The 23,302-nt window shown below is 55.2% G+C and carries 28 protein-coding genes; 5 read left to right on the forward strand and 23 right to left on the reverse strand.

Going from position 1 to position 23,302, the window contains the following annotated elements; translation table 11 throughout:
• Positions 1-8: 8 nt before the first annotated feature.
• The 6 genes from thyA to ABS784_RS11950 all read right to left on the reverse strand — a co-directional run bounded on the left by thyA (position 9) and on the right by ABS784_RS11950 (position 4,433).
• A complete protein-coding gene (thyA, locus tag ABS784_RS11925; protein ID WP_011231268.1) occupies positions 9-803 on the reverse strand; it encodes a thymidylate synthase in 795 nt (264 codons plus the stop codon).
• Between the two features lie 74 nt (positions 804-877).
• Entirely contained in the window at positions 878-1,582 is a 705-nt protein-coding gene (locus ABS784_RS11930; RefSeq protein ID WP_011231269.1) for an anthrax toxin lethal factor-related metalloendopeptidase, read from the reverse strand.
• A 91-nt stretch (positions 1,583-1,673) separates the two neighbouring features.
• On the reverse strand, positions 1,674-2,252 hold the full coding sequence (locus ABS784_RS11935) for a YpjP family protein (RefSeq protein WP_031213148.1): 579 nt from the start codon (positions 2,250-2,252) through the stop codon (positions 1,674-1,676).
• A 21-nt stretch (positions 2,253-2,273) separates the two neighbouring features.
• Positions 2,274-3,458 (reverse strand): LL-diaminopimelate aminotransferase, encoded by a 1,185-nt coding sequence (locus tag ABS784_RS11940; RefSeq protein WP_352512586.1) that lies wholly within the window; start codon positions 3,456-3,458, stop codon positions 2,274-2,276.
• Positions 3,459-3,765: 307 nt separating this feature from the next.
• A complete protein-coding gene (locus tag ABS784_RS11945) occupies positions 3,766-3,897 on the reverse strand; it encodes a YuzL family protein (protein WP_011231272.1) in 132 nt (43 codons plus the stop codon).
• A 98-nt stretch (positions 3,898-3,995) separates the two neighbouring features.
• Positions 3,996-4,433 (reverse strand): BrxA/BrxB family bacilliredoxin, encoded by a 438-nt coding sequence (locus tag ABS784_RS11950; RefSeq protein WP_011231273.1) that lies wholly within the window; start codon positions 4,431-4,433, stop codon positions 3,996-3,998.
• Positions 4,434-4,683: 250 nt separating this feature from the next.
• On the opposite strand from ABS784_RS11950, the gene ABS784_RS11955 reads away from it, so the two are divergent.
• Positions 4,684-5,130 carry an NUDIX hydrolase gene (locus tag ABS784_RS11955; RefSeq protein ID WP_011231274.1) on the forward strand — a complete coding sequence of 149 codons (447 nt, stop codon included), beginning with the start codon at positions 4,684-4,686 and terminating at the stop codon, positions 5,128-5,130.
• A gap of 93 nt (positions 5,131-5,223) precedes the next feature.
• Here the strand turns inward: ABS784_RS11955 and ABS784_RS11960 are convergent, their stop codons facing one another.
• A complete protein-coding gene (locus ABS784_RS11960; RefSeq protein WP_015374894.1) occupies positions 5,224-5,607 on the reverse strand; it encodes a DUF4183 domain-containing protein in 384 nt (127 codons plus the stop codon).
• A 441-nt stretch (positions 5,608-6,048) separates the two neighbouring features.
• Here ABS784_RS11960 and ABS784_RS11965 point away from each other — a divergent pair, with 441 nt between their 5' ends.
• Complete coding sequence (locus tag ABS784_RS11965; RefSeq protein ID WP_011231275.1) at positions 6,049-6,432, forward strand: DUF4183 domain-containing protein; 384 nt, start codon at positions 6,049-6,051, stop codon at positions 6,430-6,432.
• A 53-nt stretch (positions 6,433-6,485) separates the two neighbouring features.
• Here the strand turns inward: ABS784_RS11965 and ABS784_RS11970 are convergent, their stop codons facing one another.
• The 3 genes from ABS784_RS11970 to ABS784_RS11980 are packed head-to-tail and all read right to left on the reverse strand — an operon-like array spanning position 6,486 to position 8,702.
• On the reverse strand, positions 6,486-7,631 hold the full coding sequence (locus ABS784_RS11970) for a conserved virulence factor C family protein (protein WP_015374895.1): 1,146 nt from the start codon (positions 7,629-7,631) through the stop codon (positions 6,486-6,488).
• Between the two features lie 18 nt (positions 7,632-7,649).
• Entirely contained in the window at positions 7,650-8,126 is a 477-nt protein-coding gene (locus ABS784_RS11975; RefSeq protein ID WP_014195888.1) for a glutathione peroxidase, read from the reverse strand.
• A 60-nt stretch (positions 8,127-8,186) separates the two neighbouring features.
• Positions 8,187-8,702, reverse strand: a complete 516-nt coding sequence (locus ABS784_RS11980) for a hypothetical protein (RefSeq protein ID WP_014195889.1) — start codon at positions 8,700-8,702, stop codon at positions 8,187-8,189.
• A gap of 119 nt (positions 8,703-8,821) precedes the next feature.
• Between ABS784_RS11980 and metA the strand changes: the two genes are divergently transcribed.
• The 3 genes from metA to ABS784_RS11995 all read left to right on the forward strand — a co-directional run bounded on the left by metA (position 8,822) and on the right by ABS784_RS11995 (position 10,336).
• Complete coding sequence (metA, locus tag ABS784_RS11985; protein WP_014195890.1) at positions 8,822-9,730, forward strand: homoserine O-acetyltransferase MetA; 909 nt, start codon at positions 8,822-8,824, stop codon at positions 9,728-9,730.
• Positions 9,731-9,902: 172 nt separating this feature from the next.
• Positions 9,903-10,001, forward strand: coding sequence for a YjcZ family sporulation protein (locus ABS784_RS11990; RefSeq protein ID WP_011231280.1), 99 nt, complete (start codon positions 9,903-9,905; stop codon positions 9,999-10,001).
• A 185-nt stretch (positions 10,002-10,186) separates the two neighbouring features.
• On the forward strand, positions 10,187-10,336 hold the full coding sequence (locus ABS784_RS11995; protein WP_011231282.1) for a hypothetical protein: 150 nt from the start codon (positions 10,187-10,189) through the stop codon (positions 10,334-10,336).
• 40 nt (positions 10,337-10,376) lie between these two features.
• Here ABS784_RS11995 and cobO read toward each other — a convergent pair whose 3' ends face one another.
• The 13 genes from cobO to ABS784_RS12060 all read right to left on the reverse strand — a co-directional run bounded on the left by cobO (position 10,377) and on the right by ABS784_RS12060 (position 23,200).
• On the reverse strand, positions 10,377-10,922 hold the full coding sequence (cobO, locus tag ABS784_RS12000) for a cob(I)yrinic acid a,c-diamide adenosyltransferase (protein ID WP_044731379.1): 546 nt from the start codon (positions 10,920-10,922) through the stop codon (positions 10,377-10,379).
• On the reverse strand, positions 10,903-11,673 hold the full coding sequence (gene cobA, locus ABS784_RS12005) for a uroporphyrinogen-III C-methyltransferase (RefSeq protein WP_008880165.1): 771 nt from the start codon (positions 11,671-11,673) through the stop codon (positions 10,903-10,905). Before cobA ends, cobO begins: the two co-directional genes overlap by 20 nt.
• Entirely contained in the window at positions 11,670-12,728 is a 1,059-nt protein-coding gene (gene cobT, locus ABS784_RS12010; protein WP_078172627.1) for a nicotinate-nucleotide--dimethylbenzimidazole phosphoribosyltransferase, read from the reverse strand. The genes cobA and cobT overlap by 4 nt, the downstream gene beginning before the upstream one ends.
• A 367-nt stretch (positions 12,729-13,095) precedes the next feature.
• Positions 13,096-14,607, reverse strand: coding sequence for a cobyric acid synthase (locus ABS784_RS12015; protein WP_015374897.1), 1,512 nt, complete (start codon positions 14,605-14,607; stop codon positions 13,096-13,098).
• Positions 14,600-15,964 carry a cobyrinic acid a,c-diamide synthase CobB gene (locus ABS784_RS12020; protein WP_015374898.1) on the reverse strand — a complete coding sequence of 455 codons (1,365 nt, stop codon included), beginning with the start codon at positions 15,962-15,964 and terminating at the stop codon, positions 14,600-14,602. The genes ABS784_RS12015 and ABS784_RS12020 overlap by 8 nt, the downstream gene beginning before the upstream one ends.
• Positions 15,910-17,109: a cobalt-precorrin 5A hydrolase gene (locus ABS784_RS12025; RefSeq protein WP_352512592.1), complete on the reverse strand. Its 1,200-nt coding sequence runs from the start codon at positions 17,107-17,109 to the stop codon at positions 15,910-15,912. Before ABS784_RS12025 ends, ABS784_RS12020 begins: the two co-directional genes overlap by 55 nt.
• Position 17,110: 1 nt before the next feature.
• Positions 17,111-17,884 carry a precorrin-4 C(11)-methyltransferase gene (gene cobM / locus ABS784_RS12030; RefSeq protein WP_011231288.1) on the reverse strand — a complete coding sequence of 258 codons (774 nt, stop codon included), beginning with the start codon at positions 17,882-17,884 and terminating at the stop codon, positions 17,111-17,113.
• Positions 17,881-18,582: a precorrin-2 C(20)-methyltransferase gene (gene cobI / locus ABS784_RS12035; protein WP_008880159.1), complete on the reverse strand. Its 702-nt coding sequence runs from the start codon at positions 18,580-18,582 to the stop codon at positions 17,881-17,883. The genes cobM and cobI overlap by 4 nt, the downstream gene beginning before the upstream one ends.
• On the reverse strand, positions 18,579-19,784 hold the full coding sequence (locus tag ABS784_RS12040) for a bifunctional cobalt-precorrin-7 (C(5))-methyltransferase/cobalt-precorrin-6B (C(15))-methyltransferase (RefSeq protein ID WP_020754788.1): 1,206 nt from the start codon (positions 19,782-19,784) through the stop codon (positions 18,579-18,581). The genes cobI and ABS784_RS12040 overlap by 4 nt, the downstream gene beginning before the upstream one ends.
• The gene (locus ABS784_RS12045) at positions 19,750-20,868 is read right to left on the reverse strand and encodes a cobalt-precorrin-5B (C(1))-methyltransferase (protein WP_014195897.1); all 1,119 of its coding nucleotides are present in this window, start codon (positions 20,866-20,868) and stop codon (positions 19,750-19,752) included. The genes ABS784_RS12040 and ABS784_RS12045 overlap by 35 nt, the downstream gene beginning before the upstream one ends.
• 6 nt (positions 20,869-20,874) lie before the next feature.
• A complete protein-coding gene (locus ABS784_RS12050; RefSeq protein ID WP_014195898.1) occupies positions 20,875-21,522 on the reverse strand; it encodes a precorrin-8X methylmutase in 648 nt (215 codons plus the stop codon).
• Positions 21,523-21,580: 58 nt separating this feature from the next.
• The gene (gene cobK / locus ABS784_RS12055; protein WP_008880155.1) at positions 21,581-22,357 is read right to left on the reverse strand and encodes a precorrin-6A reductase; all 777 of its coding nucleotides are present in this window, start codon (positions 22,355-22,357) and stop codon (positions 21,581-21,583) included.
• A gap of 15 nt (positions 22,358-22,372) precedes the next feature.
• Positions 22,373-23,200, reverse strand: a complete 828-nt coding sequence (locus tag ABS784_RS12060; RefSeq protein WP_008880154.1) for a sirohydrochlorin chelatase — start codon at positions 23,198-23,200, stop codon at positions 22,373-22,375.
• Positions 23,201-23,302: the final 102 nt, after the last annotated feature.

Below are 23,302 nucleotides of genomic sequence, written 5' to 3' on the forward strand. Positions count from 1 at the left end.
CCTCTCCTTTACACAGCCACCGGTGCTTTAATCGTCGGATGCGGGTTGTAGCCGACAATTTCAAAATCGTCGTATTCGTAATCGAAAATGGACGGCGGCTTCCGTTTGATCACGAGCTTCGGCAGCGGGCGCGGCTCGCGCGTCAGCTGCAGTTTCGCCTGTTCGAGATGGTTTTTGTACAAATGGACATCACCGCCGGTGAAAATGAGTTCGCCGACATCGAGATCGCATTGCTGGGCGATCATATGCGTCAACAGCGCGTAGCTGGCAATGTTAAACGGCAGCCCTAAAAACGTATCAACGGAGCGCTGCTGCCACATGCACGACAACCGACCGTTCGCGACATAAAACTGAAAGGCATAATGGCACGGCGGCAGCTTCATCTCGTCTAATTCCGCCACGTTCCAAGCGCTCACAAGCAGCCGGCGTGAATTCGGATTTCGTTTGATCTCCTCGACGACCCACGCGATCTGGTCGATTGTTTTCCCGTCCGCCCCTTTCCATGAGCGCCATTGCGCGCCGTAAATCGGGCCGAGATCGCCGTTTTCGTCCGCCCACTCGTCCCAAATCGTCACGCCATTCTCCTGCAAATAGCGGACGTTCGTATCGCCTTTTAAAAACCAAAGCAGTTCATAAATGATGGAGCGGATATGCAATTTTTTCGTTGTCACGAGCGGAAATCCATCTTGCAAGTTGAAGCGGAGCTGGCGGCCGAACACCGACAGCGTGCCGACGCCCGTGCGGTCTTCTTTTTCGACGCCGTTTTCCAAAATATCCTCCAAAAGCTGCAAATATTGCCGCAATGTTCTCACCTCACGCTCTATCATACCATAAAGCAACGCATGGTGAACCACTTGTCCATAAAAAAACGAGCCTTTTACGAGGCCCGTTCCGCCAATCCGCGGATCAACGCATATGTTCTCGGCGCTGCCGCCCGCAACGTTTGCCGCGTCTTGTCGCTTGCATAATAATAGGCAAACGACTCGGCAAAATACTCTTCCGGATAAGTCAAAAAATAATATTCGCCAGGAAAGAGCCGCGGCGCCTCCTCCCGCCAAATCGCTTGAAATTCGTCCGTTTCATGAATGCGGTCAAATACGATGTAATCGAGCGAATGAGCAAACTCATGCAGCTCCAAATTGACCGAGCCATGCCCTTTTCCTTTTTCGCTATGGCCGAGGCGGACAAGCACTAAATGCGACCCACCGATGCCCGGCACGTCATCCCATGTTTTCGAACCCGGCATATAACCGCGCGGCGTTTTTCCGCGCAAATGGCGGGCCGTCGGCTCATCGGTGATCGGGCCGGTCAACAGTTGGATGTAAATATGGTGGTCCGCCGCCTGCTCTAAAATCGTGCGATCAATGCGGGCGAGCGTCCGGATCATTTCATTCGCTTCAGAGGCGGAAAACTCCGTCTCCGGCACGATGATGATGCGGCCAAGCACATCATGAGACGGAACACCCCTAAGACCAAGGCTGCTTTCTTCAAGCAGCACGCCATGGGCAGCCGGATACGGTGAGAACGATAGAAGCGGAACGGCGAACAGCGCCGCCAACAAACTAGTGAACAGCCGTTTCATCGTGGTTCCCCCGCTTCTTTCAATCTATGAAAATCATATCATAGAACGAAGCGGGAAAAAACGCGCAAAATAAGGAAAGAACCGCGGCCTGCTACGTCCGCCAGTTCGGCGGCGTATTTTTTGACCAGTAGATTTTCCCGAGTTCATGATGGGCTTGAAACCCATCATCGCATGTATGATAGTGAAACTGAAACCAATATCCGTCTTGCGGCGGATGCTCGCGGCGGACGTGAAAGCGGATCAAATCCTCTCCCGTATCCGCCCGATACAAATGAAAAATGCGTTCTCCTTGCCCGCCAGACGGATTTTCCGAAACAGCCAAATAGCGGAGCTCCTCTTCCGGATAACGATCAGCAAGCTCGGCGATCACTTCTTCCATGCGCGGCAAAATGACGGCGCGAAACTCATCTTCAATGACCGGAGCGATTTTGCGGCCGAATTTTTCATGGGACTGGGCAACGGCCTTTTCCATCGTCCGCTCAATGAATTGAGCTCGCGTCAACGAAACCGCTTCCTCGGCACGACTTGTTGGACTGTGCTGCCAGTCGGAAGACGATGCATCATCTGACGGCGGATCTTTGGCCGCGAGCAGCGAAGCGGGCGGTGTGACGAGTCCAAACGTGCAGACGGTAATGGCGGCAACAAGCGTTTTTCGAAGCCAAGACGGCAGCTTCATCGCCTTCACCTCCCGCTACCGCCGATCAGCGGCCGGAGACGCGAACAAGCCGGTCGCTTTTAATTTTGCGACCGCCCGGCGCAACACTTCTTCCGGCTGGACAAGGGCGATGCGCACATACCCTTCGCCGCTCGGCCCAAACGCGTGCCCAGGCGTCACAACGACGCCGGCTTGGTCGATGAGCGCCTTCGCAAACGAAAGCGACGTCCATCCGTCCGGAATTTTCGCCCACACGAACATGCCGGCTTGCGGACGGTCAACCGTCCAACCGATGTCAGCGAGTCCATCCACGAGCACATCGCGGCGCGCTTGATACATCATGCGGCTCTGGGCGCAAAAGCCGGCGCCATGGCGGAGCACTTCCGCGGCCGCTTTTTGCAGCGGCCAAAAAATGCCGTAATCCAAATTGGACTTGAACTCGGCAAACGCACGAATCACCTCGGCATTTCCGCATAAGTAGCCGACCCGGCAGCCGGCCATGTTGTAGCTTTTTGACAACGAATTGATCTCCACGCCAACGTCCTTTGCGCCTGGAACAGAAAGAAAACTCACCGGTTTGTTTCCGTCATAATACAGCTCGCCGTAAGCAAAATCGGAAACAACGAGGATATCGTACCGCTTCGCAAACTCAACCACTTCGCGATAAAATGATTCTGTCGCTACGGCGGGCACCGGATTCCCTGGAAAGTTAAGAAACATGATCGCCGCCCGTTTGGCGATGTCCTCCGGGATCGCACGCAAATCCGGCAAAAAGCTGTTTTCCTCCCTCAGCGGCAGAAAATACGGCATCGCTTCCGCCATCGCCACCCCCGCCGCATACGCCGGGTACCCGGGATCCGGCAATAGAATGACATCCCCCGGGTCAGCGAACACCATCGGCAAATGAACGAGCCCGTCTTGTGACCCGATCACGTACGTCACTTCCGTCTCTGGATCGAGCACAACGCCATGCGCCGTCCGATAATAATCGGCGACCGCTTCATGAAACTCGCGAATGCCCTTTAATGTGTAGCCGTACGCATTCGGCTCGTTGGCGTAGCGGGCGATCGCCTCACGCACAAACGGCGCCGGGGGCAAATCCGGGCTGCCAACGCTCAAGTCGATCCACTCGTCATGAAGGTGGCGCTGCTTTTGACGATACGCCGTCAACTCGGCGAAAATCGATGCCGAAAACGCGTTCATTCGTTTCGCCCTTTTCATCGTCTTTCCTCTCCCTTGCCAAAACAAAAACCGCTTTTCCTTTTCACTTTTGTTGGTATATACTATGATTACATGAATAGTGTATCATATGTTCAAGGGGAAAACATAGACAGAAAGGCGGGAAAACAGCGATGACAACCATCTTTTTTGCGGCCAGCCTCATTACATTGCTTTACTTTATTTATAGTTGTATCGCCAACGCCTAAACGCTCTTGGCGATCCATCCAGCTCCCTTGGCATTCTGTTGGATGCGAAGGGAGTTTGCGCATGAAAACGACAAAAGGAGCCCCGCATCGGGAGCTCCTTTTTAATCGATTTTTGTTTTTTTGCGGGCAGAGTCAAGCTCGAACGCGCCTGTCTCCGTCTCCGTCGTGCCTTGCCCTCGAACATCTGGGGCGCTGACGCCCGTTTTCGAACGATCTTTTTTCCGCTTCGGCACGCCCGATCACCTCCGCCCTTATCGTTCCCGCCAACGCGCCGTTGTATGCGGAACGAAAGCGAATCAACGCAAGCGGTTCGCTCCTCGCTCGCACCGCATCAGCCGCAATATTTGTCAAACGCAGCCAAAATATTTTCCATCACGTCCTCCATCGAGTGAAACTCGATGTCTTCGCGCGGAATGAAGTGAACGACTTCTTTCCCCTTTAAGAGCGCCATCGACGGCGAAGACGGCGGATAACCGACAAAGTACTCGCGCATTTTCGCTGTCGCTTCCTTATCCTGGCCAGCGAACACCGTCACCAAATGGTCCGGCTTTTTCTCGCTCCGCAACACCGCCTGCGTCGCCGCGGGGCGCGCCAATCCAGCGGCGCAGCCGCACACTGAGTTGACAAAAACAAACGTCGTTCCTTCCACTTGTTTCATAAACTGCTCGACTTCTTCGCTTGTGCGCAATTCGCGGAAACCGGCGCGGACAAGTTCATCGCGCATCGGCTGCACGAGTTGGCGCATATAGTCTTCGTAAGCCATTGACATTGCCCTCATCCCTCCACATTCATCATCGCTGCGCTATCAGCATACTATATTTTCGTTTGAAAAATCAATGAAGAGAACCGTCCACGGCCGCATGTCTCTAAACGGCATCATTCAGAACAAACGGGGCTAAACGCACCCGTTTGGCCGCCATCAAACGAGCGATTTCGTTTCGCTTTCTATCAACCGCCGCGGCCATTGTCAGCGACCAAACATATACTATGCCATCGATGGCCATGAAAGGAGCGTGCACATGGGATACATTGAAGAACTGCGAAAAATCATTGGAACCCGGCCGATCATCTTGGCGGGAGCCGGGGTCGCTGTCACCGATGAATGCGGGCGGATTTTATTGCAGAAACGCCGCGACGGCTTATGGGGACTGCCCGGCGGTTTGTTGGAGTTGGGGGAGTCCGCAGAAGAAGCAGCCCGGCGGGAAGTGTGGGAAGAAACAGGGCTGGAAATCGGCAAACTGGAACTAGTCGATGTGTTTTCTGGAAAAAAATATTTTGTTCGGCTGCCTAATGGAGATCAATATTACCCAGTCACTGTTGTTTATCTCACCCGTGATATCCGCGGTGGAGAACTGAAAGAAGACGGGGAAGAATCGCTGGAAGTGAAATTCTTCCCTTTTCATGAATTGCCAAACGAACTCTCTCCTCTTGTTAAAGATTTTATCGAACAATATTTCAGGGGATGACGAGCCAAGCCTTGGAGCTCTCTCCAAGGCTTCACCATTGTTGAAAACACTCTTTTCTAAGAACCAAATCCGCAGCTGGAGGGGCAAAAAAATTTAGAAGCCCATTTTAATGGTAATAAATTGAAGAATAATCGGCGCACCTTTTGGCGGCGGCTCGGCTGTTTTCAACGTCAGTTTCCCCTTTTCCACCTCATACAGTTTTTCCGGTTGCAGCACCCCATTAATAAACAAGTTGATCCATGATACATGTTTCGGATCTAAAATACCGCGGTCGCCGTACTCTCTCAGTTCATCGCCGTCTGTATAGACGGTTTTCACTCCGTCTGATATGGTGTTATACTGGTACGTTTCCGCCTGCAAGACACGCGGAGGGAAGTGGAGCGCCACACGGAGGGGAATGGTCAGTACAGCATGGGTCCAATCGTATACTTTGGAAGCAGCAATCACATGTTTTGCTGTTGAAGATGTCCGTTTCATTCGTTTGCTCACCCAAACACACCATATTGTTTCGTGATCATTTCACTCCGCAAGATATTTTGCATTAGTATATTCACCTCCCATCTTCAAAGTGAATAGCAAACAAAATGGCAGGTTAATGAACGGTAGTAAAAAATCACTATATTCCACTTAATTCCGTCTATTATAACAGGATCATAAAACGACCAAATTCGTTTAAAATGTTTGTTTCATAATTCAAATTCACTGGTAAAACAGGCTGGTATAGCAGGGCAAAAACATCATTTTTCTCCCATTACGGCAATCGCCGAGCCATCCTCTGTAATTAATCCATACAATAAAATGAACCTATGGCACCGGCTGATTGCCAACAGAGTTCCAGATACTAAAAAGAACGGATGATAATTGGCTCAGCTTCGGGGCCACAGCATGTTAAACACAAAATGGAGAAGGGGAGATTGTATGGCTTTGCAATTAATTAAATTGTTTGTCGCCGCTACTACCACGACAGAGGTTGCACCAGACGTCGCAAGATTTTTTTACATCACAACAGCTGAAACAGCAGAAGGAGCAACCTTAACGATCGACGCAGCCAGCTTTTTGCAAGACGACGGCAGCCAAGCGACACAGCTGCCAGCATTGGCAACTAACAATAGCTACTTTAACGTGTACATTAACGGCGTTTTGCAAATGGAAGGGATATCGACGTACACCCCAGGAGCTACCGGCGTCGGGTCACTGTCCATTACCGTCCCGACCGGAAGCGGCTCGATTCCAGCTAATACCCCGGTTGTGCTCGAAATTGTCCAATTCGCTCCAAGCTCCAACACTACTGTGACGACGTAACAGCCGTACTCTTTTCGATCATAAAACCAGGCGCACCGATGGGCGCGCCTGGTTTACTGTTCTGTTTCGTTTTCTTTCTTCCGGCTCTCCGTCATTTGCTTCCACACAGACCCTTTCGCTTCTTCGCCGCCTTCGATCCGTTCAATGGCCATTTTCACTTGCAAGCTCACTTCAAACTCCGGATCGTTTTCCGCCGCTTTCAACGCTGGCAGCGCCGATTCGTCGCCGACTTCGTACAAAAACATGGCCGCGCGCCAACGGACGAGCTTGCTTTCGTCCTTTAGCGCTTCGATCATGGCCGGAATGGCCTCCGGATCGCCGATGTCGGACAAACAGTCGCCGGCGGTGCGGCGGACAGCGACAGCAGGATCTTTTAACGCTTCATACAAATACGGAAGCACCTTTTTGCCGCCGATCATGCCGAGATACGCCGTCGCCAGGCGGCGAATCGCCATTTTTTCATCCTTGAGCGCCTTGGCCAACACCGGGATATCGTCCTCGGTCGGCTCGGCCATCTGTTCGAGCGCGGCATACCGTTTGCGCCAATCCGGGTCATCGAGCATCTCGCTCGTCACTTTGAGGCTTGGACGCTTTTGCACCGTTTTTTCCTGCTCGCCGCGGCGGAACATGTTGACGATCCGCTCCAGCCGCTCGGGCGGATAGGCTGCCGACAGCTCATCGACTATTTCGCGGCCGATTTCCTCAAACGTGCCGTAGCGCACTCCTTTTTCGACCCATTTGCGCTCAAGCACAACATTTCCTGCGTATTTTTGCGCCTCAATGACCGCGTCCATAAACGGTTTCGGCAGCCCGACGCGGTGTTCGCGCTCCCCATCGACAAGCTTCACTTGCATCGGCAGACCGTACAGCATTTGCACGAACACTTTCACTTCGCCGAAATGTTCGTTTCCTTTCGGCTTTGTCTCGGCGCCGTCATCCACTTTCTCGCCGAACACTTCGCGCACTTTCGCCAAAATGTCGCGCCAGTCGTATTTCGGATGGCGTTCAATAGCCAAAAAATCAGCGACATGGTAAATGCCTTTCACTCCGTCAATGCGCATCAATGCTTGAATAAGCGGCGGCGCTTCGCTGATGTTGTCCGGTTTGTAGTTATGGCGCGTGCCGGAAGGCAATTCTTCATCAAGCAATATTTTCATCGTGTTCGGGCTTGGCGTCGGCTCAATCGCTTGAATGCGCAAGCGTTACCCCTCCTTGCCTTACAGCAGCTTTTCAATTTCCTTTCTCAGCTCGCTTGGCTTTGTTTGCGGTGCGAAACGAGCTACAACCTTGCCGTTGCGGTCGACCAAAAACTTCGTGAAATTCCATTTGATCGCCTTTGTTCCCAATGCCCCCGGCGCCTCTTCTTTCAAATATTGAAACAGCGGATGGGCGTGATCGCCATTCACATCCACTTTCGCAAACAGCGGGAACGTCACACCATAATTCAACTGGCAAAATTGCTCGATTTCCTCTTCCGTCCCCGGCTCTTGGCCGCCGAACTGGTTGCACGGAAAGCCGAGCACAACAAACCCGCGATCGCGATATTCGTCATACAGCTCCTGCAGTTCTTTATACTGCGGGGTGAAGCCGCAACGGCTCGCCGTGTTGACAATCAACAGCACGTTGCCTCGATAGACGGAAAGCGGTTGTTCCTCTCCGCGAATGGTTTTGGCGCTGAATTCATATACACTCATGATTTTTCACCTCATCTCCATCATAGCGGATTTCATGGTTTGTTTCTACTTTTTGCATCGTTACTGCCCGGCGAACAGCTGCAATTGTTCAAGTGATGAAACCATATACGGCACCATCTCCGGCAAATCGGCGGCGTTTTCCTCATAAATGAGGCGTGCAAATTCGACCACGGCTTCATTTTCATACGGGCCGCGTTCATGTGGAAATGGAAAGCGGAGCGTTTGCCGGATGATTCGCTCCTCCCCCCAAATCGTCCGCAGCGTTCCTTCAATGAGCGCACAAACGGACGAGCGGCGAACCGGAAGGGTAAACAGAAGAGCGAGCCGACAGCCGGCCCGGCCGTGATAGAGCCGCTCATTGACCAGCTCAGCAAAATCAAGCGAAAGCCGCGCGGTGCAGACGACGAGCGGATCGGGCGCATCATTCAGCCGAAATGAAATGGCGTACTCCCGAAACAAACGGGCCAAATCGACAAGGTCGCGGCGCTCGACCACGGCAATGCGCCCTTGCAAATCCGCGTCATATACCGCCCCTTCCAACACCGTTTTTAAATTGTCAAAGGCTGTCGGATCCAATCGGAATTCCCCCTTTTTGTTCACCAGCTGTTTAAGGTCAAAAAAATCAATTGAAGAATGTTGACAAAGTTTTTATAATTAAGGTATTTAGTAACGAGACAGAAACGGAGGGGACACCATTGCCAATCAACATTCCAAAAGACTTGCCGGCGAAAGAAATACTCGAACAGGAAAACATTTTCGTGATGGACGAAGAACGGGCTTACTCCCAAGACATCCGGCCGCTCAACATCATCATTTTAAACTTGATGCCCGAAAAAGAAAAAGCAGAGACACAGTTGCTGCGGCTGCTTGGCAACTCGCCGCTGCAAGTGAACGTCACCTTTTTGCGCCCGGCGACCCATGAGCCGAAAACGACAAGCAAACATCATTTAGAACAATTTTACACGATTTTCCCGCACATCCGCCATCGCAAGTTCGACGGAATGATCATCACCGGAGCCCCGGTCGAGCAATTGCCGTTCGAAGAAGTTACGTATTGGGATGAGCTGACCGATATCATGGAATGGACGAAAACGAACGTCACGTCAACGTTGCACATTTGTTGGGGAGCACAAGCTGGCTTATACTATCACTACGGCATTCCGAAATACCCATTGCCGGAAAAATGCTTCGGTGTGTTCAACCATACGGTGGAAGCGAAAAACGTGAAACTATTGCGCGGTTTTGACGATGTGTTCCGCATGCCGCACTCCCGCCATACCGACGTCAAGCGCGAAGACATCGAAAAAGTGCCAGATCTCACAATTTTGTCCATGTCCGACAAAGCCGGCGTTTGCCTCGTTGCATCGAACGACGGGCGCCGCATTTTCTTAACGGGTCATCCAGAATATGATGCGACAACGCTCAAAGAAGAATATGAACGCGACTTGGCGAAAGGGCTGCCGATTCACATCCCAGAATCATACTTTCCCAATGATGACCCAAGCCAGCCGCCGCTGAACACATGGCGCTCGCATGCCAATTTACTGTTTGTCAACTGGCTGAACTATTACGTGTATCAAGAAACGCCTTATGAATGGGAATGAAATCAATATATGCAATCATTTCACTTGAACCATCCCGAAAAAACGCCTTGCTGAAACATATGCAAGGCGTTTTTCTCATTTTGGCCGATTGTTTTCGTGTTTCGACAATCGCCCTGTTCTTTTAGTTTTTTTTGACATACAATACGATAGATTCCACCAGGAGGTGAACATGATGGGCGCTTGGCATGGAAACAGCTTTGCGTTGATTGTCGTTCTGTTTATTTTGTTGATTATTGTTGGATGTGCCTGCTTGGGCGGATATGCCTACTAACCGAAATCACTGATTGCCTTCATCCGGCCGCCGTGTTTGCCAGCATCCGGCCGGCTTGCAGCGGGAAAGCGGGAACACGAACGCTTCCCGCTTTTTTTATGCTGGGCTGTAGACAACCATGCATAGGAATGAAGGCATCGTCCATGCTAAACGTATGACAACGGCAGCCAAAGGAGGTGGAGCTCATGACGAAACGCCCAAACAACGGCAGCCGCAATCAAAACGCGCCAACGCAAGATCCGATGGCCTTGCTTCGCGGCCCGGTTTCCGGCGATAACAGCAAAGGACGTCGGCAAAACAAAATCCAAAATGACAAAACCGATGAAAATGCCTAACCTGCAAAAAAGCGGCCGTTTTTTAGCCGCTTTTTTGCTTCTAAAATTCAATCCCTTTCATCGCGGTCCTTCCTTGTTCATAGTCATGCTTGATGAGCTTCATTTCCGTAACGATATCGGCAGCCGCCATCAGCTCAGGGCGCGCCGCGCGCCCCGTGATGACAAGATGGAGCGACGGCGGGCGCGTGCGGATCAGCTCGAGCACCTCGCTGACTGATACGATATCTTCAACGGGAAAGCGGTCAATGACCAACACATTGTTCAGTTCATCGAGCACAATCATATCATACCGTCCGGAATACACATATTCTTTGGCCACCGCCCAGGCACGCTTCAATGCTTCCCGGTGGATGTCCGGCGTTTTCGTCCATGTGAAGCCGGCGCCGAGCTGACGGACGTCGACGCCAAGGCGCTCTAGGGCCAACTGCTCGCCGTATGTTCGTTCCGGCGATTTCAAAAACTGCAAAACCGCGACGTTCATTCCCCGGCCGACGGCACGCAGGGCAAGCCCCAATGCGGCCGTCGTTTTTCCTTTTCCGTCGCCCGTATAAACGATGACACGCCCGCTACGACGAGGCGTCGGCATCGACCACGCCCCCTTGCCGCTCCGGAAACCATTGGAGCGTCTCACGCAGACGAACGACATCGCCGATGATGATGATGGCCGGATGGGAAATGCCCGCCTGTTCCGCCTCGTCTGACAGCGTCGAAAGCGTCGCCGCCACCGTGCGCTGCCGCTCGGTCGTCCCCCATTCAATGATGGCCGCCGGCGTATCCGACGGCTTTCCGGCCGCCATCAAACGGCCGCAAATATCCGACAAGTTGGCCGCTCCCATGTAGACAATGATCGTATCGCATCCTCGAGTCAGCGCCTCCCAATCGATCCGCTCACTCCGATGCCCGCTGACCATCGCCACCGAGGCGGCGTAATCACGGTGGGTGACCGGAATGCCGGCGTACGCCGGCACAGCGATGCCGGATGTCACCCCTGGAACGATTTCAAACGGAATTCCGGCTTTCACCAACACTTCCGCCTCTTCACCAACGCGGCCAAAAATGCACGGATCGCCGCCTTTTAAGCGGACGACCGTTTTTCCTTGTTGCGCATGCCAAACGAGCAGCTCATGAATTTGTTCTTGAACCGTGTCATGTTTTCCCGGCTCTTTGCCGCAGTAAAGAAGCTCAGCGTCCGGCTTCGCGTAGCGCAGCAGCTTACGGTTGATGAGCCGGTCGTAAATAATGACATCCGCCCGTTCTAGGCATTCGCGGCCGTAAACCGTGATGAGCTTTTCATCACCCGGCCCAGCGCCGACTAAATACACTTTGCCGACGGTCATCGCCCCTTCTCCCCTTTCGCATTGGCCGTGGAAATGCCCGCCGAGGCGAACGTCGCCATTTCGTTCACCATCGCCATTGCTGAAATCAAGAGCGGAAACGCTACCGCCGCGCCGCTTCCTTCGCCAAGGCGCATGCCGAGATCCAAAAGCGGATCCTTCTCTAGCAAACGAAGGGCTATACTGTGCCCCGGCTCTTGCGAACGATGGCCGGCAATCATATAGTCTGTGACGTTCACGGCAAACTGGCGGGCCACAAGGGCAGCCACCGTGCAAATAAAACCGTCAAGCAAAATCGGGATGCGCCGTTCGGCGGCTGCCAGCATCGCCCCGGCCATAGCAGCGATCTCCAACCCGCCGATTTTCGAAAGCCATTCAAGCGGCTTCGCCGGATCCGGCCGATGAAGCAAGAGCGCCCGTCGGATCACGTCCTGTTTATGGGCAAGCATTTCCTCCTTAATGCCGCTTCCTTTGCCAACGATGCGCTCAAGCGGCTCATCGGTCAACGTGGCCAATAAGGCGCTCGCGGCGGTCGTATTGCCGATGCCCATTTCGCCGACAATGAGCGTGCGGACGCCTTGTTCAATGATGGACGCCGCCTGTTCGTAACCGACATGAAGCGCCTGTTCGGCCTCGGACGGCGTCATCGCTTCCGTTTCCGCGAAATTGTTCGTTCCCGGGCGCACCTTTTTCTGAATGACGCGCTCATCAGCAATCGGCACGGCGACACCGACATCAATCACCTGAAGCAACGCGCCGATTTGACGGCTGAAGGCGTTGATCGCCGCTCCGCCGTTGGCAAAGTTGTACACCATTTGCGCCGTCACTTCGGCCGGATAGGCAGACACCCCTTCTTCCGTGACGCCATGATCGGCCGCAAACACGAGCACTCCGGGCGGAGTGACGCGTGGAAGCAGCTCCCCGGTCATGCCGGCAAGCGTTGTCGCCACTTCTTCAAGACGGCCGAGGCTGCCGGGCGGTTTGGTCAATTGATCGATATAGGCACGCGCTTGTTCAACCATTTCACGGTGGATCGGTGGGATGGAAACATTCATCATGGGCGCACAATATCCCCCATCAAGCGGGAATATGCGCTTCCTCCTTTCTCGTCTATGATTGAGGGAACGCGTCAACTTTTCCATCCGAATCATGCCAACACCGTTGGCGAGGGCAAAACGGACGATTTGACGGCTGATTTTATGGTTTATATCCTTCATCCAGCAGGACTCTTTACGGCCGATTGTGCGAATCATATGGAGCTTCTTCGCTTTGCCCAACGTTCGCCGCAAAGCCGCATATCGTCGGCGAATGAAAGCGCATTGGCTGTCCTTGAAAAACAACGATTTCGTTCCAATGCTGGCAACGGCGATATAACGAAGTCCCAAATCAACGCCCATTGCCTTGGTGTCTTCCCGTTGTTGGACTTCAACTGTGATCGCGACAGCCAAATTGACGCATCATCTGTTCGATCCGCTCGACCGCCACGTGCTGGCGGACATGAGCGGCAAGCCGGTCGAACGCCTTTTCTTTGAGCGAGCGAAAGAGTCGGACGCCAGAAGGAGCGATTCCTTTTTGGCGGCGAATGTTGTTGAAAAACGCGGTGCGGAACGCATCGTTATGAAACAAATCGTGCATGTACGTGCCCAGCACCCGCTCATCACTGTGCTTCGCCCCTTCATGGCGGCCGTCCGCCTCAATAAGCGGCGCATAGCCAGGAAGCGGCGCCGAGCGGCCCATATGAATCTCGTATCCTTGCACCGAAAACCGCTCGCCCGCCCACGTAAGCATCCCTTCCGTACGGATCGTGATTTTCGTCCGCTCAAGCGTCGTTTCAATCGGCAGCAAACCAAGTCCTTTTACTTCGGGGAGCGGCGTCTCGACTCCATACGGATCGCGGATGACGGCGCCAAGCATTTGGTAGCCGCCGCATAAGCCGACGACTCTCGCTTTTCCTTCATTGACAAGCGACACAATGCGGGAAGCGAGTCCTCTTTTCTTCATATAAATCAAGTCTTCGATCGTGTTTTTGCTGCCGGGAAGCACGATCACATCCGGCGCTCCAAGCTCGTCGACGTGCGTCACCAACCGGACGCGGCAGTCCGGTTCTGCCAGCAGCGGGTCGATGTCGGTGAAATTGGCGATTTTCGGACAGCGGATGACAGCGACATCAATCGCTTCCTCTCCCCCGACAGATGAAGCAAACCGCTCAAGCGACAGCGAATCTTCAGCATCGATCGCCAAATCAGGCAAATATGGAACGACGCCAAGCACCGGCACGCCGGTGTGCTGCTCAAACCAATCGAGCCCCGGCTTAAGCAGCGCCACATCGCCGCGAAACTTGTTAATGATGACCCCAATGACCCGCTTTCGGTCCTCAGGCTCAAGCAGCGACAGCGTTCCAACGAGGCTCGCGAACACCCCGCCCCGCTCAATATCGCCGATCAACACGACCGGGGCGTTAGCGAGACGGGCGATGCGCATGTTGACCAACTCGCGGTCGTTTAAGTTTACTTCCGCCGGGCTTCCCGCTCCTTCAATGACAATACGGTCATACTCGTTCATCAACGTTTCGAGCGACTGACGGATGACGGCCAGCCCTTGGTGGAAAAACTCGTTCCGGTAAGCGAACGCCTGCATATTGCCGTACGGTTTGCCAAGCACAACGATTTGCGATTCATGCTCGCGGCTTGGCTTAATCAAAATCGGATTCATCTCAGCGCGCGCCGCCACTCCGGCCGCTTCGGCCTGAATTCCTTGCGCCCGTCCGATTTCGTTTCCGTCCGGCGTCACGTAGGAGTTTAACGACATGTTTTGCGACTTGAACGGCGCCGTCTTCCAGCCGTCTTGGGCGAACATGCGGCAAAACGCGGTGGCGATGACGCTTTTGCCGGCATCAGAATGGGTGCCTTGAAACATAATCGGCAGCGCCTTAGCCATTGATGGTCACCTTCTCGCATTCGGCGAGCCACCGCTCAACCATCGCCGGGGCGGACGCGAAATGAAAATGGACATAGCCAGCGACAAGCCGGTGCGCCAAATAACCGTCAGGCTTCGTTCCTTTCCGGCCGCTCGTTTCGTAGGCAAACGGCGTCTCGCCGCGCGGCTCATAAACGGAGTAGTGAAACTCATGGCCGCGCGCTGTTTCTCCTTCCGGCAATAGAAAATTTCCATTTCGACCGCGCACTTCGCGGTAGCCAAGCGCCGCGAGCTTCGTCTTCATCACGACCTTCCCCGGGATGACGCCCGCCATCTCATAGGCCGAACCGTCCGTCGCAACAAGCTGTTCGGTGAGAAACATAAACCCGCCGCACTCGGCCAACGTCGGCAACCCATGTTCGATGGCGGCGCGGATCGACTGTTTGACAGCGGCTTGCCTGGCGAGCTCGGCGGCAAACTCTTCCGGAAACCCGCCGCCGATATACAATCCGTTCACCCCATCCGGAAGCGGCTCGCCGGCGAGCGGAGAAAAGTAGACAAGCTCCGCGCCGCAGGCAGAAAGCATCTCCAGATTCTCCGGATAGTAAAAATGAAAGGCGGCATCTTTGGCAACCGCCACGCGCACGCGATACGGCCGCGAAGGGCGAATGAGCGGCGCCGGAGAACAAAGGGCTGGCGCTTCTGCAATCGAAAGGAGCGTCTCCCAATCGATCGTGCGCGCCACCTTTCTCCCCAGATCGGCAAAAAACGAATCCAGTTCGCCGCGCTCCACCGACGGCACGAGCCCTAAATGGCGCTCTGGCAGCGCCAACGCTTCGTCTTGCGTGAGAAACCCGACGACCGGCACCCCGCACGTTTGCTCGACTGCCGCTTTGACGAGCCGAAAATGCCCTTCGCTGCCGACGCGGTTGGCAAATACGCCGGCGAGGCGCACATCGGGGCGAAACGTTTGAAACCCATGGACGATGGCGGCGGCGCTGCGGGCCATGCCGGAACAATCGACGACAAGCAGCACCGGGCTTTCGGTCAACACGGCGATTTCAGCCGTCGCCCCCTCGTCAGAAAGCGGCTGTTTCCCGTCAAACAGCCCCATCACCCCCTCGATGATGGCGATATCAGCCCCTTGACAACCGTTGGCGAGCACCGTTTTGACCGCTTCGCTTCCCATCATCCAACTGTCCAAGTTGCGCGCCGGCCGGCCGGTCACAGCCGTATGGTAAGTCGGGTCGATGTAGTCCGGGCCGCATTTAAACCCTTGCACCGTATATCCTTGCTGCCTCATGGCCGCCATCAATCCAAGCGTCACGGTCGTTTTGCCGGCGCCGCTTCCCGGTGCGGCGATGACAAGCCGTCGCATGCCTCTTTCCCCTTTCCCTGCATGGTCGCTTTCTTTTGATGATCGATGAGCGCCACGGAAATCGTCACATTGCCGGACTTCTTTTTCACCAGCGCCAGCCGATCGGCCCCGCTGTACAATTTCGCCGCCGGCTCGCTCACCCCATACGCGCCGGTGTAGCGGTACACCGTTTCCGACGGCGCTTCGATCGGCACCGTGTTCAGCTCTTCTGGCGTATATGCAACCAATTCCCATCTATATTTGTTGACTACCTCCAAAAGTCCTTGTTCATCCTTTTTCAAATCAATGGTGCACACCGCTTTGACGCTTTTCATCGAAAAGCGCAGCTCATTGAGCGTCTCATGGATGACCGCTTCGATTTCGTCAGCCGATGTGCCGCGGTTGCAGCCGATGCCAAGCGCGATTACTTTCGGGCGATACAAAACGCCGTTTTGCAAAATGGCCTCTTCTTCCGGCGCAAGCAGGCGATGAGTGACCACAAGCGCGGCCGCCGGGCGGGCAGCGAGCGCTTCCGCGATCGAGCCGTACACGGCAATGTTTTTGGGCAATGGCCGCCCTTCCGGCCACCAGCCGGTTTCCCCCGACTCTTGCACGATCGCGACAGGCTCTTCATTCACGACCGCGGCGCTCACCGGCGTCAGCTTGTCAGCTGATTCCCATTCCCAGCCGAACTGGCGACCGAACAGATCGACGGCGATTGTCTGCTGCACGTCAGAAGCGGTCGTAATAACCGGGCGGGCGCTTAAAATGGCAGCAACGCGCCGCGTCAGTTCGTTCGCTCCGCCCAAATGGCCGGAAAGAACACTGATCACATGTTCAGCCTTATCATCGATCACCACGACCGCAGGATCGGTCTTTTTGTCTTTTAACAGCGGAGCGATCATCCGTACGACAGCGCCGAGCGAAATGATGCAAATGAGTCCGTCATAGCAGGCGAACAACTCCGGCAACAAGGCCCTGACGTTGCCGGAAAACAAGCGGATCCCGTGCTTGGCTTCATCGCCGCGGGCGAATTTATCCGTATAATAAACGTCCGCTCCCGCAAGAGCGCCTCCAAGGCGTCGGGCGATCTCGACCCCGTGTTTCGTAATGGCCACGACAGCATAGGCGCCGTGTCTTTTGTTGTTCGCGGCAGCAACTCCCACCTTACTTCTCCCCCTTTCGATATCCGTGCGTAAACGTGCGGTCGTACAGCTTCGAACGGTAGCCGCGCTCATGAATATGGGGATCGAGCGCCCAACCGGCCAACATGATCGCGTGTTTCGTCACACCATGGCGCCGCATATCGTCAGCCATTGTGGCAACGGTGGAACGAATCACGACTTCATCCGGCCATGTCGCCTTATAGACGATCGCGACAGGCGTATCACCGCTCCAGCCCGCTTCAAGGAGCGCCGCGCTTACTTTTTTGGCAAGCGTCGCGCTTAAAAAAAGAACGAGCGTACAATGATGCTGCGCCAGCTCCTGCAATTTCTCACGCGGCGGCATCGGCGTCCGCCCCTCGGCGCGGGTGAAAATGACCGTCTGCGTCAATTCCGGAACGGTGAGCTCCGCCTGCACGGCGGCCGCGGCGGCAAACGCCGAACTGACGCCGGGGACGATTTCCACTTCAATTCCTTCTTCTTTCAACAAGGCGATTTGCTCAAGCGTCGCCCCGTAAATCGATGGATCACCGGTATGGACGCGCACGACAAGCCGTCCTTGTTTCACTTGCTCCGCCATTGCCGCGACCATTTCTTCTAAATGCATGCCGGCGGTATGGAAAACGTCAGCATCCGGCTTCCGGTAGCGCTCGATCAATTCCGCGCTCACTAGCGAGTCGGTGTAAAAAATGGCGTCGGCAGCAGCGAGAAGCTCGGCACCGCGAACCGTGATCAAATCCGGCGCTCCCGGCCCCGCCCCTACGATATACAGCTTCACTTTCTCACCACCATCAATGTCAAATATTCGAGTTCCGCTCCGTCGAGCTCCTCGACCTTCCACACGACTTCCTCGCCGGACGTCACTTTCGTCACAACAGCGGCGCGATGAAGCAAATCGAGTTCCCGCAACAGACGAACCAGCAAATCGATCACTTTCGCCACTTTAAAAAAGACAACGCAATCGTGCTCAAGAAGCACTGCTTTCATCGCCTCAACATCGTCGCGGGCGGGCACGATCGCCACGGTTTCATCACCATCCGCCAGCGGCAGACGAAGCCTAGCGGCAGCAGCGTTGGCCGAACTGACGCCGGGGACGACTTCAATCGGCGCTTCCGGATAGCGGCGCTCCATTACGTGCATCAAATGGATGAACGTGCTGTACAACAGCGGATCGCCTTCGGTCACAAACGCGACATCGCGCCCGGCCGACAGCTCCGCCCAAATGGCGTCCGCCGCCTCGTTCCACTTCGGCTCAAGCAAGGCTCGGTCTTTTGTCATCGGAAAATGCAGGCCGAGCCGCCGTTTTTCCTCTGGCGCAAAATACGCATCAATAATTTGTTCCGCATAGCTTTTGCTTTGCCGCCCTTTTTTTGGATAGGCGATGACATCCGCTTCTTTTAGGCGGCGGTATGCTTTCACCGTCATGAGCTCTGGATCGCCCGGGCCAACACCGATGCCGTACAACGTGCCGGTCATTCGTCTCCCTCCCGCTTGGCTGTCATGATATACACCGGATTGAGCGCCTCAAAGCGCGTCAACTCTAAAATGGGCTTGCTTCGCGACACTTGCGCGAGCGTGATGTCAACATGAAATCCACGGCTGCGCAGCTCGCGGCCCGCTTCAGCAAGCGTCTCAACCGTTGCCGCGTTGATCACGATGCGTCCATTTTTCTTCAGCCGTTTCGCACAGACGTCCAACAACGGCGACATCGCGCCTGACGTGCCGCCGATAAAGATGGCATCCGGGTCGGCAAACTCATCGAGCCGATCGGGCGCCCTGCCGTGCACAAGCGTGATGTCAACGCGGAATTTGCGCAAGTTTTGCCGGCAAATCTCGAGGTCGTATTCATTTTTTTCAATCGCAAACACCGCCCCGTCGCGGGCGATTTTCGCCGCTTCAATCGCGACCGAACCGGTGCACGTCCCAATGTCCCAGACGACGCTGTCCGGGCGCAAGCGCAAGGCGCTTACACTTAAGACGCGAATTTCTTTCTTTGTAATCAGCCCTTTGTCCGGCTTGCGTTGGAAAAATTCATCATCGTCAATGCCGAGCGGCCAAATCGGACCAGGAGCGGTTTGCCGCAAAATGACTATATTTAATGGAAGAAACTCGGTTTCTGCCATTTCTTCTAGCTTGAAAAACCGGCATCGCTCATTCGGCCCGCCGAGCTCCTCGCCGACAAACGCCTCATATTCCGTCATGCCGTACTCGAGCAAATAGCGGGCGATGGCGGCCGGCGAGTTCGTCTCATCGGTTAAGATGGCGACTTTGCGCCGCCCGTCGACCCGCTGAGCCAAACCGGTGAGCGGCCGGCCATGGACGCTGACAAACGCCGCGTCTTGCCAAGACTCGCCCATTTTCGCAAACGCCCATTGCACTGAGCTGACGGCCGGATACACGTCGATCGGCAATTTGCCGGCCAAATAGCTGCCGATGCCGTAAAAGAGCGGATCGCCGGAAGCAAGCACGACCGTGTTGCGCGTCTCATGGCGGAGCCGCTCCACCAGCTCCGCCAGTCCGCGGCGGATGATGATCGTTTCTCCTTTGTATTCAGGAAACATCGCCAGCTGCCGTTCGCCGCCGACAAGCAGCTCGCTTTCATCAATCCAGCGTCGATACAGCTCAGGAAGACTTGCTTGCCCATCAGCACCCACACCGATCAACTTCATCGTCCCCATCGGTCTGCACCGCCTTTCCTAATTGTTGTCCGTTCATTGTGTAAATGGACGTCGCCACCGTCAGACCGCCTCCCACTTCGTGAAGCGCCGCCTGGCAGCACGCTTCGCACAAAAGCTCGAAAAACTTCATGCAACCGGCCTCTTGCATCATGTCGCCGACTTGCGCCGCCGTATTCGCGCCGCGCACCGCAGCCACCAGTTCTGGGCCAGCACCTGCCTGCTCGGCGATGGCAGCCAAAAAGCCAAAGTCGACCGGGGCGCTTTTCGAGTGCACCATCATCACTCCTTGAGCGACTTTCGAAAATTTCCCCATCATCCCGACCATCGACACCATCTTGATGCCAAGCCGTTTGCATTGTTTCAGCGTAAAGCCGACAAAATCGCCCATTTCGATAAACGCTTCTTCCGGCAAATGTGGATATTCTTGCATGGCGTATTTCTCACTCCGCCCCCCGGTCGTGATGACAACATGGCGGCAGCCGTTCGCTTTCGCCACTTGAAGCGCCTGCACGATGCTCGCCCGGTAGGCGGCGGTGGAGAACGGAACGACGATGCCGCGCGTCCCCAAAATCGAAATGCCGCCAATGATGCCTAGTCTCGGGTTCAACGTTTTTTTGGCGATTTCCTCGCCGCCGGGCACAGAAATGACGACCTTCACCCCGCGATGTAGACCGTATTGCGCCAGCACTTCATTGACGGCTTCGCGGATCATTTGCCGCGGCACTGGATTGATCGCCGCTTCCCCGACCGGCACCGGCAAGCCGGGTTTGGTGACGCGTCCGACCCCTTCACCGCCGTCGATATGAACGCCCGGCGACGAGGCCCACGAGACAGTGGAAACGATGAGCGCGCCGTGCGTCGCATCTGGGTCATCGCCGCCATCCTTCACGACCGAGGCCGTCGCCGTTTCGCCATCGAACGAACAAGAGGCGAGCGAAAAGGTCACCACCCGCCCGATCGGAATCCGAATCGTCGCCTCCGCCTGCACTTGGCCAGTGATGAGCGCCGTGAGCGCGGCTTTCGTTGCCGCTGTCGCGCACGATCCGGTCGTATACCCTTCACGCAGCGTTTTTTTCGTTTCCATCGTTCGTCACGCTCGCTCGGCGAGCAGCGATAAAGCATTCAAGGCAGCGACGGTCACGGTGCTTCCTCCTTTGCGGCCGCGGTTGGTGATGAACGGCACATCGAGCTTCGCCAATTCTTCTTTCGATTCCGCCGCCGAGACGAATCCGACCGGCAAGCCGATCACCAATCCCGGCCGCGCCTCTCCTTCTTTGATGAGGCGAATGAGCTCCAATAACGCTGTCGGAGCGTTGCCGATGGCAAAAATGCCGCCTTCCGCTTCTTTCACCGCTTTGCGCATAGCCACAATCGCCCTCGTCGTATTCAACCGTTTCGCTTCAGCGATCACGTCTTCATCAGAAATATAGACGCGCACCGCGCTGCCGAACTTCGCAAGCCGCGCTTGATTGACGCCGGCTTGCACCATTTGCACATCGGCGACGACGAGCTTGCCGCTGCGAATGGCATCAATGCCTGAGCGGATCGCATCCGGGTGGAAAATGAGGCTTTTGCCCAGCTCAAAATCAGCCGATGCATGGATGACGCGCTGAACGATTCGGTATTGTTCTTCTGTAAATGAATGCTCGCCGATCTCTTCATCAATGATTTGAAAGCTGCGCGCTTCAATTTGTTCCGGCTGCACCGTCGCCGGACGAAATGTTGTATGGAAGTCCATGACAATTCTCTCCTTTCTTCATGATCGCTTGCATGAGCGGCCGCTAGAATCCCATTCTTTACACGGCCGGAAGCGGCGCATGCTGCTTCAACGCCTCGAGCACGCCGGCAAAATCGTGATGCACGATGCCGTATGACAACCGTGGGCGGCGGATGACGATGACATCAATGCCGAGCTCCTCGGCGGCAGCGATTTTCTCATCGACAAACCCGACTTTGCCGCTTTCTTTCGTGACGACGACCGTGACGCCAAAATGGCGGTATAGCGCCCGATCGAGCTCTTTCGTAAACGGCCCTTGCATCATGACGATCTGCTCTTGGGAAAACCCGAGCCGCTCGCATTTGTCGAGATTGTCTTTCCGCGGCAGCATCCGCGCAATCACCTTGACGTCCGGGCGACCGATGAGCCTCGCGGCGAAAATGTCGAGCGTTTTGCTGCCGGTCGTCAGCATCACGACGCCGCCTTTTTCCGCCGCCAAGTCAGCCGCTTCTTCATAGCTGTCGACAAATGTCACCTTCTCGGATGAAAACGAAGACGCCTGCCGCTCGTAGCGAATGTAGGGCAACCCGGCGTCTGCTGCCGCTTGCATGGCGTTTTTTGACGCCTCTTCAGCAAATGGATGGCTCGCGTCCACAATCGCTTTGGCCCCCTCGGCTTTGGCCAGATCGGCAAGCTGGGACGCATCCAAGCGGCCGACATAGGCGCGAATGCCGGCCGATCGGAGCTGTTCGGCCGCGTGATCGGTGACGACCGTCGCGGTTACGTTATAGCCGGCTTGTTGGATCATCACCGCCAATTCGCGGGCATCGCTTGTTCCAGCTAACAATAAAATCATCGGACGCTTCCTCCTTCAATGATGGTGATGATGATGGTGATGATGGGCGGCGTGCAGCCGATATTGACAGATGTCGCAATTCATCGCCACCGTTTGGCCGAGCACCTCGTTGAGGCGGTCAAGCACGATCTCCTCAAGCTTCGGATGAAATCCAAAATAGCCGGCAAGCGCAAACGAGATATGCGAGTGCTCAGCTTGGTATTGCGCCATTTGCTGCTCAAGCCGCTTAATCAGGATGCCGGTGAATAAAAAATACGGAAGAACAACGATCCGCCTAGCTCCGAGCATGAGACAGCGGCGGACAGCATCATCAAGCGACGGCGTCGTCACGCCCATAAACGCCGGCTCGATGAGCGCATAGCCGGTCTGTTCCCAAAAGAGGCGGGCGATTTTATACAAGTCGCTGTTCGCATCCGGATCGCTCCCGCCGCGGCCAAGCAAAATGACCGCTGTTCCGTCATCCGGCTGCTCCGGCCGCTCGCCGATTTCTTGCAATCGTTCGCGCAAAATAGCAAATGTCTGCTCATGGACGCCGATGGGGCGGCCGTAGCGGAACACCATATGCGGATAGCGCGCTTTGGCCTCATCGATTTCCGCCGGGATATGCAGCTTCGAATGCCCGGCCGGCAATAAAATGAGCGGAATGACCGCCACTTCCATTGCCCCGGCTTCGGCGCAGCGTTCGATTCCTTCGCCGATCGACGGACGGCCAAATTCTAAAAAACTTGTTTCAATATGAAACGAATCGCGCAAACGCGGCCGCAGGCGGTCGACAAACTGCCGCACTTGCTCGTTCCCTTCCGGGTCGCGGCTGCCATGGCCGACAAATAAAATGGCTCTCATCCTTGTTTTCCCCCTTTTGTTAGCGGACGTCTTCCGCCGTTCCCTATAAGCGCAATGACTCGATGGGCGCTTCATCCAAATGCGAGGCGCCCATCTATGCTC

This window comes from Geobacillus sp. G4 (assembly GCF_040327975.1).
Taxonomy (GTDB): Bacteria; Bacillota; Bacilli; order Bacillales; family Anoxybacillaceae; genus Geobacillus; species Geobacillus thermoleovorans.

Coding starts and splice junctions, on each gene's coding strand:
- ABS784_RS11930 (WP_011231269.1), bottom strand. CDS start 1,582: ATGAAACGGCTGTTCACTAGTTTGTTGGCGGCGCTGTTCGCCGTTCCG.
- ABS784_RS11940 (WP_352512586.1), bottom strand. CDS start 3,458: ATGAAAAGGGCGAAACGAATGAACGCGTTTTCGGCATCGATTTTCGCC.
- ABS784_RS11950 (WP_011231273.1), bottom strand. CDS start 4,433: ATGTCAATGGCTTACGAAGACTATATGCGCCAACTCGTGCAGCCGATG.
- ABS784_RS11955 (WP_011231274.1), top strand. CDS start 4,684: ATGGGATACATTGAAGAACTGCGAAAAATCATTGGAACCCGGCCGATC.
- ABS784_RS11960 (WP_015374894.1), bottom strand. CDS start 5,607: ATGAAACGGACATCTTCAACAGCAAAACATGTGATTGCTGCTTCCAAA.
- ABS784_RS11965 (WP_011231275.1), top strand. CDS start 6,049: ATGGCTTTGCAATTAATTAAATTGTTTGTCGCCGCTACTACCACGACA.
- ABS784_RS11975 (WP_014195888.1), bottom strand. CDS start 8,126: ATGAGTGTATATGAATTCAGCGCCAAAACCATTCGCGGAGAGGAACAA.
- ABS784_RS11990 (WP_011231280.1), top strand. CDS start 9,903: ATGGGCGCTTGGCATGGAAACAGCTTTGCGTTGATTGTCGTTCTGTTT.
- ABS784_RS11995 (WP_011231282.1), top strand. CDS start 10,187: ATGACGAAACGCCCAAACAACGGCAGCCGCAATCAAAACGCGCCAACG.
- cobO (WP_044731379.1), bottom strand. CDS start 10,922: ATGCCGACGCCTCGTCGTAGCGGGCGTGTCATCGTTTATACGGGCGAC.
- cobA (WP_008880165.1), bottom strand. CDS start 11,673: ATGACCGTCGGCAAAGTGTATTTAGTCGGCGCTGGGCCGGGTGATGAA.
- cobT (WP_078172627.1), bottom strand. CDS start 12,728: ATGATGAATGTTTCCATCCCACCGATCCACCGTGAAATGGTTGAACAA.
- ABS784_RS12015 (WP_015374897.1), bottom strand. CDS start 14,607: ATGGCTAAGGCGCTGCCGATTATGTTTCAAGGCACCCATTCTGATGCC.
- ABS784_RS12020 (WP_015374898.1), bottom strand. CDS start 15,964: ATGCGACGGCTTGTCATCGCCGCACCGGGAAGCGGCGCCGGCAAAACG.
- cobI (WP_008880159.1), bottom strand. CDS start 18,582: ATGACCGGCACGTTGTACGGCATCGGTGTTGGCCCGGGCGATCCAGAG.
- ABS784_RS12040 (WP_020754788.1), bottom strand. CDS start 19,784: ATGGGGACGATGAAGTTGATCGGTGTGGGTGCTGATGGGCAAGCAAGT.
- ABS784_RS12045 (WP_014195897.1), bottom strand. CDS start 20,868: ATGGAAACGAAAAAAACGCTGCGTGAAGGGTATACGACCGGATCGTGC.
- ABS784_RS12050 (WP_014195898.1), bottom strand. CDS start 21,522: ATGGACTTCCATACAACATTTCGTCCGGCGACGGTGCAGCCGGAACAA.
- cobK (WP_008880155.1), bottom strand. CDS start 22,357: ATGATTTTATTGTTAGCTGGAACAAGCGATGCCCGCGAATTGGCGGTG.
- ABS784_RS12060 (WP_008880154.1), bottom strand. CDS start 23,200: ATGAGAGCCATTTTATTTGTCGGCCATGGCAGCCGCGACCCGGAAGGG.